17 protein-coding genes are annotated in these 16,264 nt (G+C 35.0%); 8 read left to right on the forward strand and 9 right to left on the reverse strand.

What is annotated here, in order from left to right:
* Positions 1-31 precede the first annotated feature (31 nt).
* The 4 genes from DKK79_RS12840 (at position 32) to DKK79_RS12855 (ending at position 3,125) form a co-directional block, all read left to right on the forward strand.
* Positions 32-937 carry a LysR family transcriptional regulator ArgP gene (locus DKK79_RS12840; protein WP_034883838.1) on the forward strand — a complete coding sequence of 302 codons (906 nt, stop codon included), beginning with the start codon at positions 32-34 and terminating at the stop codon, positions 935-937.
* 80 nt (positions 938-1,017) lie between these two features.
* On the forward strand, positions 1,018-2,088 hold the full coding sequence (hemE, locus tag DKK79_RS12845) for a uroporphyrinogen decarboxylase (protein WP_034883836.1): 1,071 nt from the start codon (positions 1,018-1,020) through the stop codon (positions 2,086-2,088).
* Positions 2,085-2,678, forward strand: a complete 594-nt coding sequence (locus DKK79_RS12850; protein ID WP_034883833.1) for a YjaG family protein — start codon at positions 2,085-2,087, stop codon at positions 2,676-2,678. The genes hemE and DKK79_RS12850 overlap by 4 nt, the downstream gene beginning before the upstream one ends.
* A 174-nt stretch (positions 2,679-2,852) precedes the next feature.
* The gene (locus DKK79_RS12855; RefSeq protein WP_034883831.1) at positions 2,853-3,125 is read left to right on the forward strand and encodes an HU family DNA-binding protein; all 273 of its coding nucleotides are present in this window, start codon (positions 2,853-2,855) and stop codon (positions 3,123-3,125) included.
* Between the two features lie 145 nt (positions 3,126-3,270).
* Here the strand turns inward: DKK79_RS12855 and ybaK are convergent, their stop codons facing one another.
* The 4 genes from ybaK to glyQ form a co-directional block, all read right to left on the reverse strand.
* Positions 3,271-3,756 carry a Cys-tRNA(Pro) deacylase gene (gene ybaK / locus DKK79_RS12860; protein ID WP_110424417.1) on the reverse strand — a complete coding sequence of 162 codons (486 nt, stop codon included), beginning with the start codon at positions 3,754-3,756 and terminating at the stop codon, positions 3,271-3,273.
* Between the two features lie 102 nt (positions 3,757-3,858).
* Positions 3,859-4,683, reverse strand: coding sequence for a hypothetical protein (locus tag DKK79_RS12865; RefSeq protein WP_110424418.1), 825 nt, complete (start codon positions 4,681-4,683; stop codon positions 3,859-3,861).
* A gap of 60 nt (positions 4,684-4,743) precedes the next feature.
* The gene (gene glyS / locus DKK79_RS12870; protein WP_110424419.1) at positions 4,744-6,816 is read right to left on the reverse strand and encodes a glycine--tRNA ligase subunit beta; all 2,073 of its coding nucleotides are present in this window, start codon (positions 6,814-6,816) and stop codon (positions 4,744-4,746) included.
* Between the two features lie 10 nt (positions 6,817-6,826).
* Positions 6,827-7,759 carry a glycine--tRNA ligase subunit alpha gene (gene glyQ / locus DKK79_RS12875; protein ID WP_034883827.1) on the reverse strand — a complete coding sequence of 311 codons (933 nt, stop codon included), beginning with the start codon at positions 7,757-7,759 and terminating at the stop codon, positions 6,827-6,829.
* Positions 7,760-8,007: 248 nt separating this feature from the next.
* Here glyQ and envC point away from each other — a divergent pair, with 248 nt between their 5' ends.
* Entirely contained in the window at positions 8,008-9,171 is a 1,164-nt protein-coding gene (gene envC / locus DKK79_RS12880; RefSeq protein WP_220019282.1) for a murein hydrolase activator EnvC, read from the forward strand.
* Complete coding sequence (locus tag DKK79_RS12885; protein WP_110424421.1) at positions 9,168-9,977, forward strand: divergent polysaccharide deacetylase family protein; 810 nt, start codon at positions 9,168-9,170, stop codon at positions 9,975-9,977. The genes envC and DKK79_RS12885 overlap by 4 nt, the downstream gene beginning before the upstream one ends.
* On the opposite strand, the gene rapZ is transcribed toward DKK79_RS12885, so the two are convergent.
* The 4 genes from rapZ to dsbB all read right to left on the reverse strand — a co-directional run bounded on the left by rapZ (position 9,978) and on the right by dsbB (position 12,872).
* Complete coding sequence (rapZ, locus tag DKK79_RS12890; RefSeq protein WP_110424422.1) at positions 9,978-10,826, reverse strand: RNase adapter RapZ; 849 nt, start codon at positions 10,824-10,826, stop codon at positions 9,978-9,980.
* A gap of 100 nt (positions 10,827-10,926) precedes the next feature.
* Positions 10,927-11,523, reverse strand: a complete 597-nt coding sequence (locus DKK79_RS12895; protein ID WP_034883825.1) for an XTP/dITP diphosphatase — start codon at positions 11,521-11,523, stop codon at positions 10,927-10,929.
* 82 nt (positions 11,524-11,605) lie between these two features.
* Positions 11,606-12,262, reverse strand: a complete 657-nt coding sequence (gene rluA, locus DKK79_RS12900; protein WP_110424423.1) for a bifunctional tRNA pseudouridine(32) synthase/23S rRNA pseudouridine(746) synthase RluA — start codon at positions 12,260-12,262, stop codon at positions 11,606-11,608.
* Positions 12,263-12,338: 76 nt separating this feature from the next.
* Positions 12,339-12,872: a disulfide bond formation protein DsbB gene (gene dsbB, locus DKK79_RS12905; RefSeq protein WP_110424424.1), complete on the reverse strand. Its 534-nt coding sequence runs from the start codon at positions 12,870-12,872 to the stop codon at positions 12,339-12,341.
* 150 nt (positions 12,873-13,022) lie between these two features.
* Here dsbB and rluC point away from each other — a divergent pair, with 150 nt between their 5' ends.
* Together rluC and DKK79_RS12915 are read left to right on the forward strand one after the other, a co-directional pair.
* A complete protein-coding gene (gene rluC / locus DKK79_RS12910; protein ID WP_110424425.1) occupies positions 13,023-13,997 on the forward strand; it encodes a 23S rRNA pseudouridine(955/2504/2580) synthase RluC in 975 nt (324 codons plus the stop codon).
* Positions 13,998-14,022: 25 nt separating this feature from the next.
* Positions 14,023-14,682, forward strand: coding sequence for a histidine phosphatase family protein (locus DKK79_RS12915; protein ID WP_110424426.1), 660 nt, complete (start codon positions 14,023-14,025; stop codon positions 14,680-14,682).
* A 67-nt stretch (positions 14,683-14,749) separates the two neighbouring features.
* Here DKK79_RS12915 and bepA read toward each other — a convergent pair whose 3' ends face one another.
* Positions 14,750-16,204, reverse strand: a complete 1,455-nt coding sequence (bepA, locus tag DKK79_RS12920) for a beta-barrel assembly-enhancing protease (protein WP_110424427.1) — start codon at positions 16,202-16,204, stop codon at positions 14,750-14,752.
* Positions 16,205-16,264 lie beyond the last annotated feature (60 nt).

Below are 16,264 nucleotides of genomic sequence, written 5' to 3' on the forward strand. Positions count from 1 at the left end.
AAGCGTAGATCAAGTCATTAGTAAAGAGATTATGAAGCGTCCAGATTATAGAGCATTACAAGCATTAGATGCAGTGATAAAAGAACGGGGATTTGAACGAGCAGCTGATAAATTGTGTATTACACAACCAGCGGTTTCGCAACGTATCAAGCAATTGGAAAGCTTTTTTGGTCAGCAACTCTTGGTGAGAACGATTCCTCCTAAAGCAACTAAACAAGGGGAGCATCTTTTAGGATTATTGCATCAAGTAGAATTGTTGGAACAACAATGGTTAGGCGATAATGAACAAAATACGACACCACTGTCATTATCCATTGCCATTAATGCTGACTCTTTAGCTACATGGTTTTTACCAGCTTTAAAACCGGTATTAGATAAAAATATTTTACGTTTTGATATTCAAGTCAAAGATGAGGAGCATACTTTAGAACTACTGCGATTAGGAACCGTTGTTGCGGCCATTAGTATTCAACCTAATCCATTACCAGGTTGTTTATCGGATTTATTAGGTGCATTAGACTATATTTTTGTTGCTTCTCCGGAATTTGCTAAAAAATACTTCCCTAATGGCGTAACCCGCTCATCGTTGTTAAAAGCCCCAGCGGTAGCATTTGACCATTTGGACGATATGCATCAAGCCTTCTTGCAAGAGAACTTTAATCTTACCCCTGGCAGTGTTATTTGCCATATAACCAGCTCATCTGAAGCTTTTGTTCAATTAGCTAAACAAGGTTCTGCTTGCTGTATGATTCCAATGCTACAAGTCGAGCAGGAGTTAAAAAATGGCGAATTGGTTAATTTGACCGAAGGTTTATTCCAAAGACGTATGCTGTATTGGCATCGTTTTGCGCCTGAAAGTAGCGTGATGCAAAATATTTCCGAAACATTGATTCGTTACGCACAACGCATATTGTCACAGCACCAAGAACGCAAATAACAGTCAGATTAACTATTTTTATCTGATCATAATATTGTTTTATGTACTTTACCTTCTATTACAATTTATAGAGCTAAAAAATGAGCCAATTGAAAAACGACCGTTATTTACGAGCTTTACAATGTTTGCCTGTAGATTACACGCCAATTTGGATGATGCGTCAAGCCGGTCGATACTTACCTGAATATCGGCAGCTTAGAGCTAAAGCGGGTGATTTCATGACCATGTGCCAAAATCCAGAACTTGCCTGTGAAGCGACGTTACAACCATTACGACGCTTTGATCTCGATGCCGCTATTATTTTTTCCGATATTTTAACTATTCCTGATGCAATGGGGCTTGGTTTATATTTTGAAACAGGCGAGGGACCGAAATTTAAAAAAACAATTTCTTGTTTAAACGATATAGTACAATTGCCAATACCTGATCCAGAGCAATCGCTTACATACGTAATGGATGCTATTCGCATAACTAAGCAAGAGTTAGATGGAAAAGTGCCATTAATTGGTTTTTCTGGAAGTCCCTGGACACTAGCAACTTATATGGTTGAAGGTGGAAGCAGTAAAACATTTACTAAAATAAAAAAGCTACTTTATTGCGAACCTAAAGCACTACATTTGTTGTTAGAAAAATTAGCTAACAGTGTGGCTCTATATTTAAATGCTCAAATAGCGGCTGGCGCGCAGTCAATTATGATCTTTGATACCTGGGGAGGAGCACTCAGCCACCAAAGTTATCGTAATTTTTCTTTGCATTATATGCAGTTAATTATATCGCAACTAAAACGTGGTAAGAAAAGCCAGAATATTACTACTTATGTTCCAGTAACGCTATTTACCAAAGGTGGCGGTTTATGGCTTAATGCTATTTCCAACTCAGGGAGTGATGCAATCGGTGTAGATTGGACAGTGGATTTGAATCAAATAGACCAAAAGGGTAAGATTGCCATACAAGGTAATTTAGATCCGGCAATATTATATGCCAATCAAGAAACTATTGCGTCTAACGTAGAGTCAGTTTTGGCAGAATTTGGTCACTATAATGGTCATATTTTTAATTTAGGTCACGGTATCCACCAAGATATTCCGATTGAGCATGTGCAATATTTAGTTGATGCAGTACACAAACAGTCAAAAAGGTTTCATTCATGATTAAAAATCCAGTTCAATTAAGGCTAGCAAAGTTGCCCGTCTGGAAGCAGCGTTTATTTATGGTTTGTTTATGTGAACGAATGTACCCAAATTTTATTTACTATTGCAATTTGCAACAAGATGAACTGTCAGCTGTTGGATATAAAAAAATTCTTGATCTTATTTGGGAATCATTGTTAGTTGAAAATGTAAAAATCAATTTTGATTTACAACTCGAGAAATTAGAATCACTAATTCCAATTGTCAATAATGATAGCCCATATATGGTTTACCCTGCTATTGATGCTTGTCAGGCATTGAGTGAGATTCTACACTCTTTTATCAGTGGCGAAATAGTGGAACATACAGCCAGAGTTAGCAGTATCTCCGCAACTACTGTAGCGGAATTTGAAATGACCAAAGACAATATTGAGCTGTCGGAAGATGAACAATCATCTCTACCTTGTGTAATTGAAGAATTTGATTTGCAATGGGAAATATATCGATTATTAATTGATGAAAATAATGAAAGCATTGATTTGATTCGAGGTCTTAAAATGGACATTCGGTCAGCAGAAACTAGTAATATTGGCGTTTTTTTGAGCGATTAAGTCACTTGAAGCGTTATTTTTTTAATTTCTATTAAATTTTTCTTTAACATTGAGCAAATATAGACTACATTTAATAGCTACGTAATCTAAATCACGTTTACAGAAGCAGAGTTAGTTTTCAACTTTGTTTATAATGTTAACTTTAACAATAAAATAAATATGTAAGGATATTCCATGAATAAAACAGAACTTGTAGATGCTATTGCTAGTAAAGCTGATATTACTAAAGTTGCAGCTAAAACTGCTTTAGAAGCAACTCTAGCTGCTATTACTGAATCATTAAAATCTGGTGAGCCAGTTCAATTAGTTGGTTTTGGTACATTCAAAGTTAATGCTCGTAAAGCTCGTACTGGTCGTAATCCAAAAACAGGTAAAGAAATTAAAATTGCGGCAAGTAAAGTACCAGCTTTCGTTTCTGGTAAAAGCTTAAAAGAAGCTATCAAATAATTTTTGTTGCTTTCTATAGTGAATTTCCTAAGGCCATAACCAATAAGTTATGGCTTTATTGTTTTGCATTCCAACACTAATTTAATCTTCGTTTTTCGCTATTCAATTATTAATGAATATTTTCGCTACAATCATTTAGCGCCATTTAAACCGTTAATTTAGCAAATTTAGCATTTAATTCAGTGGCTAAATCTTCTGGTGATATTTCGATTTCTAATCCTCTTTTGCCTCCAGAAACCATTATGGTTGCATATTGTTCGGCACTATTATCAATTAGTGTTGGTAATTTTTGTTTTTGCCCTAAAGGACTTATGCCACCAACTATATAACCGGTCCTTTTTTGTGCTAACTGCGGATCGGCTAATTCAATTTTTTTACAAGCTAGAGTTTTAGCGGCTTGTTTAAGATCTAATGTACAATCAACAGGTAATACACAAACGGCTAAGGTTTTATTATCACCATTCATACTTACAACTAAAGTTTTAAATATTTGACCAGCAATAATATTAAGTTCTACCCCAAGTTTATTAGCTGCTTCTTGACCATAATGACTTTGATGGCTATCGTGTTGATATTGGTGAATATTGAATTTAATTTTATGCTTTTTAAGCAATCTAATGGCTGGAGTCATAATAGTAAAATTTTATAGGTGAGGAGTGAGTAATCCCTACTAATTGTTATTAATAGGGATTTATATGATTAAACTAAACTATATACTACATTAAAAAACCAACTAAGAGATAACTTGTTGGTTGTTTTGATTATTATTATCTAAATTCGGTTGTTCAACCACATTAGAAGCGCTGTATAAGCGGAAGAAGAAGCTATATACAAAGAAACTAAGAAATGTAGATAATACTGAATAAATAATCATTACAACAATATTATCACCTAGCATTGCACTAATAAAAAATAGTATCACATTTATAACCCAACTAATTAAAACCATTAACAAAGGCGCTTTCCATTGTGTTGCCGTTAACTTATGGCAATCAGCAAATTTTTGAAAAAATCCTTTTGAATTTGGACGGATTAATGAAGCACAAAAGTAATATGCGATGACACTTATAAATAATCCAATTGTTGCACCTGATAATATTAATAAAAGGGAGGCTGCTCGTGATGGTAAGATAAAACCGATAATTCCAAAAATTAAAGAAACCACAATAGCTATAACAATTGTTATAATAGTATAAATACAGGCAAAACCTAAAAGATTTAAAAACGCTGGTAATAGTCGTTGTAATACTAATTTTAGATCAAATTTCTCACTAGCTGATAAATTATAAATAATGCCAATCATTACTGATGAAATGAAGAGATATACAATAAATAAAAGAAGTAATACTCCAAATATTGTACCAACTATATCATATGCATTTCTATAATATATCATATTTGCTGTAATGGTTGCTGGATCAAAAACAAGATAAGTTAATAGTGAACTAGCTAATGAAATTACTACGCTAGAGATCGCAATTGCCACAAAGCGATTACGAATAAAGTTAATTGTTTGTTCTAAAGTAACTAAAAAAGATAAATTATTTTGTGAGTTCATCGTTTTTCCTTATGGGTGGTAATACATGTATTACCACGGTATAGAGATTTAATTCAATAGTTATGATTGTAGTAAAGAAATATCGGCAACTTTCAAAAATAAATTTTGTAATTTCTTTAAAAGAGCCAATCGGTTTAGTTTAATTTTTTCATCATCAACCATGACCATTACTTTTTCAAAAAATGTATCAATAGGCGCTTTAAGTGATGATAATTCAATTAAGGCATCTTGATATCGACCTTCAGAAAAGTAAGGTGCTAACTTGTCTGTCAATATTGCTATTTGCATGGCTAGCTCGCCTTCAGCACCAGCTTCAAGCAATGAAGCGTTAATATTTTCAGGGATAGCGTTTTCGGTTTTAGACAAAATATTTGATACGCGTTTATTTGCTTCGGCTAACGAAGATGCTTCAGGTAACGTTCTAAAATGTGTTACCGCATTAACACGAGTATCAAAATCTGCGGGTTTGGTTGGATTGATTGCCAAAACAGCCTGAATGGTATCTATCGCGAATCCTTTTTCTTGATACCATGCTCGGAATCGACCTTGCATAAAATTGACAATGTCTTCAACGACATTGTTGTTGGTTAATTTATCACCATATAATGATGCGGCAAAATTTGCTAGCTCAACCAAATCAAGCGGTAATTTTTTTTCAACAATAATGCGTAATACGCCAATAGCTGCACGTCGAAGAGCAAATGGGTCTTTATCACCTTTAGGGTGCTGACCGATACCAAAAATACCGGCCAATGTATCCATTTTTTCTGCAATAGATACTGCACTAGAAACAGGGGTACTTGGTAGTTCATCACCGGAAAAACGCGGTTTATATTGCTCTTCTATAGCGGTGGCGACTTCAATAGTTTCACCATCTTTAATCGCTATATAGCGACCTATGATGCCTTGTGTTTCGGGAAATTCAAATACCGTATTGGTAACTAAATCGCATTTAGTTAATTTTCCTGCTCGTTTTGCTTGTTCAATGTCAGCGCCAATTTTTTCCGCAACAAAGCCTGATAAGGCTTCTATACGAAGCGCTTTATTTTTAACTGTACCAAGTTGTTGTTGGAACAGAACCGTTTCAAGGCGTGGAAGGCGATCAGCTAAACGCTGTTTTAAGTCTGTTTTATAAAAAAATTCGGCATCAGCTAAGCGTGGACGAACCACCTTTTCATTACCCGAAATAACCACTTGTGGATCTTTTGATTCAATATTGGCAACAAAAATGAAGTTTGGTAATAGTTTTCCTTGTTTATCATAAACAGGAAAATATTTTTGATCCCCTTTCATGGTGTAGACTAATGACTCAGCTGGAACCTCCAAAAATCTCTCTTCAAATTTTGCTGTCAATACTACTGGCCATTCAACCAATGATGATACTTCTTCAAGTAAGCTTTCAGTTAAATCTGCTTTACCATTGAGTTGGGCTGCGGCTGTTTCAGCTTGCTGTTTAATAATTGATTTTCGTTTATTATAGTCGGCGATAACTTTACCGCGCTGTTCAAGAATTTCAGGATATTGGTCAGCATTATCAATAGTAAATTCTTGCTCGCCCATGAAGCGGTGTCCGCGAATGATTCGATCTGATTGAATATCCAAAATAACACCGGGAACTAATTCATCGCCATATAACATGGTTACTGTATGACTTGGTCGAATAAACTCAACTTGGCGAGCAGCCCAACGCATAGGTTTAGGAATAGGCAGTTTGCTTAAGGCGTTTTTAACCATATCACATAATAAATTAACGACAGCCTGACCTTTTTGATTGTGAGTATAAGATAACCATTCGCCTTTATCTGTTTGCATGCGCTCCGCTTGAGAGACATCAATACCACAACCTCGAGCCCAACCTTCCGCTGCTTTAGTTGGATTGCCGTTTGCATCAAATGCCGCACTTACCGCTGGACCACGCTTTACAACTTGGCTATCTGGTTGCGTATCATTCAAATTTAAAACTTTTAAAGCTAAACGGCGTGGTGATGCATACCAAAGCACTTCACCATGCTCCAAGTTAGCATTATCAAGTTGTTCAATAAAATTAGCTGCAAAGCTTTCAGCCAAAGTACGAAGTGATTTCGGTGGTAACTCTTCAGTACCGATTTCTACTAGAAATGTTTTTTGCATAATATATCAATTCCTACTTAGATGCATTTTGGTTAGAACTTGAATTTTGGCACATTGGGAAGCCAAGGGCTTCACGAGACGCGTAATATGCTTCAGCCACCATTTTGGTTAATGTTCTGATACGCAATATATAACGTTGTCGCTCAGTTACCGAAATTGCTTTGCGGGCATCAAGTAAATTAAAACAGTGAGCGGCTTTTAAAATACGTTCATAAGCCGGTAGTGGTAGTGGTTTTTCTAACTCGAGTAACATTTTGGCTTCTTTTTCATGTTGTTCAAAACAATAAAATAAGAAATCAATATTAGCGTATTCGAAATTATAGGTGGATTGTTCAACTTCGTTTTGATGGAAAACATCACCATAAGTGGTTTTACCAAAGGCGCCATCACTCCAGATTAGATCATAAACGCTATCGACACCTTGAATATACATAGCAAGGCGTTCTAAACCATAAGTTATCTCACCAGTAACGGGTTTACATTCAAGTCCACCAACCTGTTGGAAATAGGTAAATTGGGTGACTTCCATACCATTTAACCAAACTTCCCAACCTAATCCCCAGGCACCTAATGTTGGATTTTCCCAATTATCTTCAACAAAACGGATATCATTAACGGTTGGATCAAGACCAAGTTCTTTTAATGAACCTAAGTAAAGCTCTTGGATGTTGTCCGGTGATGGCTTTAAGATAACTTGAAATTGGTAATAATGCTGTAACCTATTAGGATTTTCACCATAGCGACCATCAGTAGGGCGACGAGAAGGTTGAACGTAGGCGGCGTTAATTGGTTCCGGACCAAGTGCTCTTAAACAGGTCATTGGATGAGAAGTTCCTGCACCGACTTCCATATCTAATGGCTGAATCACTGTACAACCTTGATTAGCCCAATAATCTTGTAACGTAAGTATTAAACCCTGAAAGGTTTTGACATTAAACTTTTGCATGATGTTATCTTTGTGGTTGAATTAATTTTTTCTACAAATTAAATAGTGATACATTTTATACTTTTTATTGGTGCTTGTGAAATGTCAAATTACTTTATATTGATTAAGTTACCTAAGAGAGTTTTCATTTTGCATCTTGACTTATTTCTAGGTATAGTGAAGTTATCTAACTTGCTTGGTAATAAATCATAAATAAAAAGGCCATGTCTATTTATCAAAAATTATTGATTATTTTTTTTATTGGATTGATGAATACGCCCTTGGTGTATGCTAATGATAATAAAAAATTAGAATCATTACGTCGTTCAATTGTAGAACAAGAAAAGCGTTTAGCACAACAAACAAAAAAACGAACTCAATTGATTAATGATCTTAAAGATCAAGAAACTGAAATTGCTAATTTACTCACCTCGATTGAAAAAAAAGGTCTAACTCTTAAAAAACTTGCTAAGGAAATAGCTAGTTTAATTAAGCAAATTGATGAGCTAACCATTAAACAGCAGCAACAACAAGAAGAGTTATCCAGACAGTTAGAAAGTGCATTTAAATTAGGAAAGAATACCAATTTTAAGTTGATCTTCGCTAGCGAACAAAGTGAGCGTAATGAACGCTTAATTACTTATTTTCGTTATATCAATGAAGCCAGACAACAAAAAATTAATCAGCTTCATGAAACCCAATTACAACTCAATGAGAAGAAAGATGCTTTACAAAAAAAACAAGCCACTCAGAAAAACTTACATAATAAGCAGAAACAAGAGCAAATAGCGTTAGAAAAAAATCACCAAAAACGGCAAAAAACCATCAATTCTTTAGAATCATCAATGGAAAAGAATCAGCAAAAATTAGCCCAGCTTAAAGAAAATGAAGCAAAATTGCAGGCTAAAATTGTTGAAGCAGAAAGAGAAAGTCGTCGAATAGCGGAAGAAGAAGCAAGACAAGCAAGAAATATTCAAGAGAAACAGAAAAATAAAAATTATACACTTAATGCAGATGAACGAGCATTAATGGCTCGAATTAGTGGTATCGGCAAACCAGAACATCAATACCGCTGGCCGATAAATGGCACTATTGCTCATCAATTCGGTGAACCGTTACAAGGTGAACTTCGTTGGAAGGGATTGGTAATTAATGCCAAAGATGGATCGCAAGTTAAGGCCATTACCGACGGACGAGTTATTCTGGCAAGTTGGCTGCAAGGTTATGGTTTTGTGGTTGCACTTGAGCATGGTAAAGGTGATATGAGTTTGTATGGTTACAACCAACGCGTTTTAGTTGAAGTTGGTGATAGTGTTCGAGTCGATCAGCCAATTGCTATTGTTGGCTCCAGTGGTGGTCAAAATACCTCTGGACTTTATTTTGAAATTCGCCGAGATGGCAAAGCACTAGATCCTAGTGGTTGGTTAAAATGATTAAACATCTATTTTACCTAGGGATATTATGGTTAAATGTAAACAGTGTGTTTGCTGCAAAACTTGCCGTAGTGATTGATGATTTTGGTTATCGTCAACACAATGAAGAGCAAATTATTTCATTTACACCCAATATTACCATCGCGGTTTTACCTCATTCACCTAATGCTAAACAGATAGCAACCCGTGCTCATCAACATGGTAATGAGGTGATTATTCACTTACCTATGGCGCCTATGGGTAAACAATCTTTAGAGAAAGACACTTTATTTCCTGATATGACTGAAGCTGAAGTTAAAAGAGTATTGGACGAAGCAGTGTCGAGTGTTCCTTATGCAATTGGGGTGAATAATCATATGGGCAGCTTAATGACATCCGATTTCGATGGGATGCATAAGGTTATGAAAGCGTTGCGTCATCATGCATTGTTTTTTCTAGATAGTAAAACGATAGGGAAAACTCAAGTAAAAAACACGGCAAGTGACTATAACATCGCCGTTGTTGAGCGTGATGTTTTTTTAGATTTTCAGCAAACAGAGAGTGCCATTAGTCAACAGTTTGATCTGGCAGTGAAAATTGCGCAAAAAAATGGTCATGCTATTGCTATTGGCCATCCATATCCTGAGACAGTTAATGTTTTGCGGGAAAAATTAGCTAATTTGCCGAGCAATATTGAATTAGTTAAAATTAGTCAATTAATTACACCATTACCACCTAAACATAAACCAACTCTTAAATATATTTTTGAAAAATTTAAAAAACGTTTTGAGAAATTACCTAATCTTAATCTTGTCAAACCGCAGTAGCTATTTTTTTTCAAGTGTTCGATGGCGAATTTGAACTTGTTTATTTTGTGCTTTAAAAAAATCGGCTAGTTGTTCAGCAATAAAAACTGAACGGTGCTGACCACCGGTACAACCAATGGCAATAGTTAAATAGCTACGGTTGTTTTTTTCTAACATCGGTAACCATTGTTGTAAATAATTAGCGGTTTGATAGATGAAATTGGTAACTTCGTTATGTTTTAATAGAAAGTCTTTTACTGGTACATCTAGGCCTGTCAACGGTCTTAACGTGATGTCCCAGTGTGGATTAGGTAAAAATCTGACATCAAACACGAAATCAGCATCAACAGGTAAACCATGTTTGAAGCCAAACGATTCAAAGATCATGGTTAATTCCCGTTCTTTTTTTCCTAAAATTCGAGAACGAAGAATATTGGATAATTCATGAACGGAAAGATTATCTGTATTGATCAGCAAACTGGCATGTGACTTTAATGGTTCTAAATATTTTTCTTCAAGATCGATGGCTTCTTCTAAAGAATATTTTTGATTATTCAGCGGATGTATTCGTCTGGTTTCGCTATAACGTTGGATTAGCGTATTACGGCTACAATCAAAAAAGATTATTTCTGGCGTAACTGAGGAAGGTAACCGCTGAAATATATCTTGGTTAAAATTGAAGTTAGCCGGTAAATTTCGAATATCTATACTAACTGCAACCGGTGTATTGCTATTTTTTAATGACTCTGCAAGTTGTGGTAATAAAGCGACAGGAATATTATCAACACAGTAAAATCCCATGTCTTCTAATGCACGTAATGCAATTGATTTTCCTGAACCTGAGCGGCCACTTACAATAAACAATATCACAATATCAACTCCAAAATAATTGGTACACCTAGTATATCCTGTTTAATTCAACATGTGCAATTTATGAAAAGAAACCGTCGGCAAAGAACCAATAATCTAGCTAATAGTCGGTTTTTATCTTAGCTATTAACTGTTTTAAAGCTTGTCCACGATGAGAAATTTGACTTTTATGTTCTTTAGTTAGTTCTGCCGCACTGCAATTAAGTTCAGGAATGTAGAATAATGGATCATAACCAAAACCACCATTGCCATGAGGTTGATTTAAAATTAATCCATTCCATTTACCTAGACAGATGATTGGTGTTGGATCATTTTCATGTTGCATAAAAGCGAGTGCACAATAAAAGTATGCTGTTCTTTTTTCTTTCGGCACATCTTTTAATTCAAGCAATAACTTTTCATTATTACTTTTATCATTCCCATGTTCTCCAGCATAACGAGCCGAATAGATACCCGGTTGACCGTTAAGTGCATCAACAACTAAACCAGAATCATCCGCAATTGCCGGTAATTGCGTCACTTTTGCGGTATGTCTTGCTTTCAAGATAGCATTTTCAATAAATGATAAACCGGTTTCTTCGACATCAGGAACATTGAAGGTATTTTGGGCGACAACAGCAAATCCAGCATCGGCTAAAAGCGTTTGTAATTCACTGACTTTGCCTTGGTTATTAGTGGCTAAAACAATTTTTTGCATTTTTTGGCTCCATGATAAAACAAGTTTGGTTTATATCGTAATTAGCAAATCGAATATTAAAAGTTGATAATATAGTTAAATTTTAAAAATCAGGGTCACAACAAAACGTCATACTTTCACCTGTTTTAGGGTGGTTTATGGTGAGATGTTGAGCATGTAATAATAGCCGGTTTGACATCGAAAATGCTTCCGGATGAGCATAAAATTTATCGCCTAAAATGGGATGGCCAATTGCTTGCATGTGTACTCTGAGTTGATGAGATCGTCCGGTAAAAGGAAATAGTGCCACTCGCGTGGTATTATCATTATTACGGCAAATAACTTGGTAATGCGTTAATGCATATTTGCCATTATCATGATCTACCATCTGTCTTGGACGATTAGGCCAATCACAAATCAACGGTAATTCGACTTGGTCACTGTCATGTTCAAGATGACCATGAACTACGGCGATATAAGTTTTTTTAGGTATACGTTCTCTAAACTGCTTTTTGATTTCTCGATCCGCTAATTTAGATAAAGCGGCAACCATAATACCACTCGTTGCCATGTCTAGACGATGCACAGATTCAACATAACTATATTTTTGTTGTAAACGATGAATAATACTATCGATAAATTGCGGTTTATTTCCTGAGACAGACAAAATACCAGGTTGTTTATTAACCACAACAATATGGTCATCTTGATATAAAATAGTTAACCAAGGATCAATGGGGGGATGATATTCCAAAAGCATGTATGTGTGATAATTTGTAAAATTAAATTGCCACACATTCTAACAAACTCAACAAAAAGTGCTAGTTGAAAAAAGTCTAATTACTCCAGATTGACCTTTTTTTAGTTGAAAAAAATTGACTAAAGAGGATTACTAAACCGACCAATAAATAACCAGAAAAAATAATAATCATCCATTGTGACATTTCAATAGTTAAAAATGACCAAATTTTCTCTGAACAAGAACCATAAGCATTAAACATACTTGGTAACCATTTATTCAAAGGCAACCAAGACGGGAATTGGACATTGATTGCACAAGTATCAGTTAAATTCGGTTCAAATTGTAAATGAGCATGAAAGGTTGCCAGATTGAAACCTTTAATAGCGCTAACTAACCAGATGAAAATACCGGTTAAACGAAAAATGAGTTTACTTGGTGCAAGAAGACCGACTAGGCTACCAAACATAATTCCATAAATTGCACAACGTTGATAAATACATAAAGTACAAGGGGCTAGGCCTAAACCATATTGAAAATAGAGGGCGGTTAATTCAAAAATAGCGGTGGAAAGAAATAATAAAAACCAGGCATATCTACCTCGAGAGTATTGATTGAGTAAAGACAACATACTATTTTATTCCTCCATATTCCGCTATAATCAACTCAATGTTATAGATTATTAAAATTAAACTATTTTATTCTTATAGCCTGTAGTGTAGTTTATTTTTAAATAATATTAAACGACTTTTATTAATTAAGGGTGGATTAAGCTTTTCCTATGGACTCAAATGTTCAACAAACAAAATTACAAGTCTCATTTGTCACCATTACCGAAGAAAATGTGACACAGCGAATTGATAACTTTTTAATCACCTACCTTAAAGGTGTACCTAAAAGTATGATTTATCGCATACTTAGAAAAGGAGAAGTGCGCGTTAATAAAAAGCGTATTAAACCTGAATATAAATTGGTCATCGGCGATGAAGTTCGAATTCCACCGATTCGTGTTTCAGAAAAAACGGTTCCTGAAATTTCCAAAAAACTAAATAAAGTTGCTGATTTAGAAAAATCAATTATTTATGAAGATGATGTGATTTTAGCTATCAATAAACCATCTGGAATTGCCGTACATGGTGGTAGTGGCTTAAGTTTTGGGGTGATTGAAGGATTAAGAGCATTAAGACCAGAAGCCAAATTTTTAGAATTAGTGCATCGTATCGATCGTGAAACATCCGGTGTTTTACTTATTGCTAAAAAACGCTCGGCATTAAAAGCACTACATGAACAGCTGCGTTTGAAACAGATGCAAAAAAATTATTTAGCTTTAGTGAAAGGTAATTGGCCTTCTGAATGTAAAGTTGTACAAGCACCATTATTAAAAAATGTACTTAAAAGTGGTGAACGTGTAGTTAAAGTGGATGCCGAAGGCAAACCATCGGAAACACGATTCAAAGTAGAAGAACGCTTTGGTTTTGCAACTTTAATAAAAGCTAGCCCAGTAACCGGACGAACTCATCAAATTCGGGTACATACGCAATATGTTAATCATCCGATTGCATTTGATGATCGTTATGGTGATAACCAGTTTGATGCATTATTAGTTAAAAGCAAACTTAACAGACTATTTTTACATGCAGCTAATGTAAAATTTATTCATCCTAAAACTATGCAAGAGATGCAATTACATGCGCCAATGGATGAAATATTGCAAAATTGCTTAACCCAGATTAGAAATGATAAATATCAACAATGATAAGATGAGAAGGTAATTAATAAGAATGAAAGATCTTAATTTATATTTAATTAGACACGGACAAACCGAATGGAATATTAAAGATCAGATGCAAGGCTCGAAAAATTCGCCTTTGACTGAAAATGGTGTTTTAGGGGCCAAAATAACTGGAAAGTATTTAAAAAATACGCCATTTATACAAGCTTATTCTAGCCCTCAACAACGTGCTATGGAAACTCGAGATTATATTATTCATGAAAATGACAATGTCATACCTAGCACTGAGCTTGATAATTTACGAGAAATGGATTTTGGCATTTGGGAAGGAAAGCATGTTCCTTTATTAAAAAAAGAAATCCCCGAATTTACAACTTATTTAACCGATCCAGGGAACTTTGATGCCTCTATTAACCAAGGTGAAAACTACCTTGATATACTTTCTCGCATGAAAGAGGCATTAAACGTTATTGTAAAAAATGCACCACAAGATAAAGGTAATATTTTAGTGGTATCACATGGTACGGTGTTACGAATATTACTTTGTGTTTTAAATGGTGGAGATTGGCGTCGACATCGAGATCAAGATTATTTTCCTCGAGTGTTAAATACTAGTATTAGTCTAGTTAACTACAAACAAACTGAAGATAATCCAGAAGGTGAATTTTCAGTTAAGTTTTATAATAATGTTGATCATTTAACCAATTAATTACCGTTATTTTTATCATGTTTTCTCGGCTAATGCTAATTAAGCAATTAGCCGAGTAATATTTAGATTATTTTCTGCTATAAACTGCGTAACGTTTTTGTAATTGTTTTAATTGATTAATTCTTGCATCAATTTTGGAAATTAATGTTTGATTACCTTTAGCTTGTGTTTTGGCATTAGTTAACAATTGAATTGCATCAGGAAATCTTCCTTTAAGCGCAATTAATTCTGCTGTGGCACTCATTTCTTGAGCTCTTGATTTTAATCCACCATAAGCGGTAACCAATAGATCCCAACCATTAGTATCATCATTGTGATCAAATGTATAACGATGTAATAAACTTACGGCTTGCTGATATTTGCCAGCTTTTATATAAGCGTTAGCTAAGTTTAATTGTAAGGCTGTGCTATCCGGTGATCGCTTTAATGCCGTTTGCAGACGAGTAATCGCAGTACTACTATCATTACTATCTAAATCAATATCTGTCATTAAATCAATATACCAAATATTATCAGGGTCATTATCTAATAACGGTTGTAATTCATTTTTCGCCCGTGCTGTATCTTGATTATTGTAATAATTTAGTGCGATGGCATAGCTCAGTGCTTTTTTACCCTGATCACTATTCAATTTACGATAATCATTAATCAACAGTTTAGCGGTATTACTATTCCCCATAAATATTGCTATTCTTGCCTTGGCTAAATAATAGCTTAATGAAGAAGGTATATTTTTTTTAGAATATTGCAGTGATCGATTACGGATATCTGACAAGCGGCTATTAGGTAATGGGTGAGTCATTAAAATTTCCGGTGGTTTACTACTAAAGCGACTTTCATCCGCTAGTTTTTGTAAAAATTCGGAAGAAGCATAAGGATCAAATCCTGCTTTAGCTAATGTTCTAAGCCCAACTCTATCCGCTTCTTGTTCGTTTGATTGAGTAAAACTAATCATACTTTGAGCTGAACTTGCCATGGTGGTTGTTATTCCCGCTATACCAGCTTCTGGATTAGCTAGGGTTAATAATAACGAACCTAATGCTCCCCCCCACACATAAGGGCTATTTTTATTTTGGGCCTCCATCGCACGCGCTAAATGACGTTGCGTAACGTGACCAATTTCGTGAGCCATAACTGAAGCTAATTGGCTTTCATTGTCGGTATCCATTATTAATCTAGAATGAATAACAACATTTCCACCAAAAAAAGCAAAGGCATTAAGCACATTACTTTTCATCACATAAAAATGGAAGGGGGTTTGTACTGATTCTGATTTAGACACCAATTTTTTACCCAAATCATTAATATATTGATTTAAGACAGGATCATTGGCGATAGGAGCACTACCACGTAACAAACGCATATAATAATCACCCATCTCATTTTCTTGCCCGATACTTAGTGTAGATGAGGCTGCTGTTCCTATATCAGGTAGTTTAATATTATCTGCAGCATAGGCAATGGATGCATTTTGCAATAATAGTGATGTTGATAATACCAATGCGATTGCTTTTTTTAACATACTTTTAACTCATAAAAAGATTAATAGTTTAGTATTCTAGCTTAAAAAAAAGACAATATC

Origin of the sequence: Gilliamella apicola, from assembly GCF_003202915.1 — a bacterium.
Taxonomy (GTDB): domain Bacteria; phylum Pseudomonadota; class Gammaproteobacteria; order Enterobacterales; family Orbaceae; genus Gilliamella; species Gilliamella apicola_Q.

Bases quoted from the DNA above. Each gene is read 5' to 3' on its own strand.
- DKK79_RS12840 (WP_034883838.1), top strand. From the start codon at position 32: ATGAAGCGTCCAGATTATAGAGCATTACAAGCATTAGATGCAGTGATA.
- hemE (WP_034883836.1), top strand. From the start codon at position 1,018: ATGAGCCAATTGAAAAACGACCGTTATTTACGAGCTTTACAATGTTTG.
- DKK79_RS12850 (WP_034883833.1), top strand. From the start codon at position 2,085: ATGATTAAAAATCCAGTTCAATTAAGGCTAGCAAAGTTGCCCGTCTGG.
- DKK79_RS12855 (WP_034883831.1), top strand. From the start codon at position 2,853: ATGAATAAAACAGAACTTGTAGATGCTATTGCTAGTAAAGCTGATATT.
- ybaK (WP_110424417.1), bottom strand. From the start codon at position 3,756: ATGACTCCAGCCATTAGATTGCTTAAAAAGCATAAAATTAAATTCAAT.
- DKK79_RS12865 (WP_110424418.1), bottom strand. From the start codon at position 4,683: ATGAACTCACAAAATAATTTATCTTTTTTAGTTACTTTAGAACAAACA.
- glyQ (WP_034883827.1), bottom strand. From the start codon at position 7,759: ATGCAAAAGTTTAATGTCAAAACCTTTCAGGGTTTAATACTTACGTTA.
- envC (WP_220019282.1), top strand. From the start codon at position 8,008: ATGAATACGCCCTTGGTGTATGCTAATGATAATAAAAAATTAGAATCA.
- DKK79_RS12885 (WP_110424421.1), top strand. From the start codon at position 9,168: ATGATTAAACATCTATTTTACCTAGGGATATTATGGTTAAATGTAAAC.
- DKK79_RS12895 (WP_034883825.1), bottom strand. From the start codon at position 11,523: ATGCAAAAAATTGTTTTAGCCACTAATAACCAAGGCAAAGTCAGTGAA.
- rluA (WP_110424423.1), bottom strand. From the start codon at position 12,262: ATGCTTTTGGAATATCATCCCCCCATTGATCCTTGGTTAACTATTTTA.
- dsbB (WP_110424424.1), bottom strand. From the start codon at position 12,872: ATGTTGTCTTTACTCAATCAATACTCTCGAGGTAGATATGCCTGGTTT.
- rluC (WP_110424425.1), top strand. From the start codon at position 13,023: ATGGACTCAAATGTTCAACAAACAAAATTACAAGTCTCATTTGTCACC.
- DKK79_RS12915 (WP_110424426.1), top strand. From the start codon at position 14,023: ATGAAAGATCTTAATTTATATTTAATTAGACACGGACAAACCGAATGG.
- bepA (WP_110424427.1), bottom strand. From the start codon at position 16,204: ATGTTAAAAAAAGCAATCGCATTGGTATTATCAACATCACTATTATTG.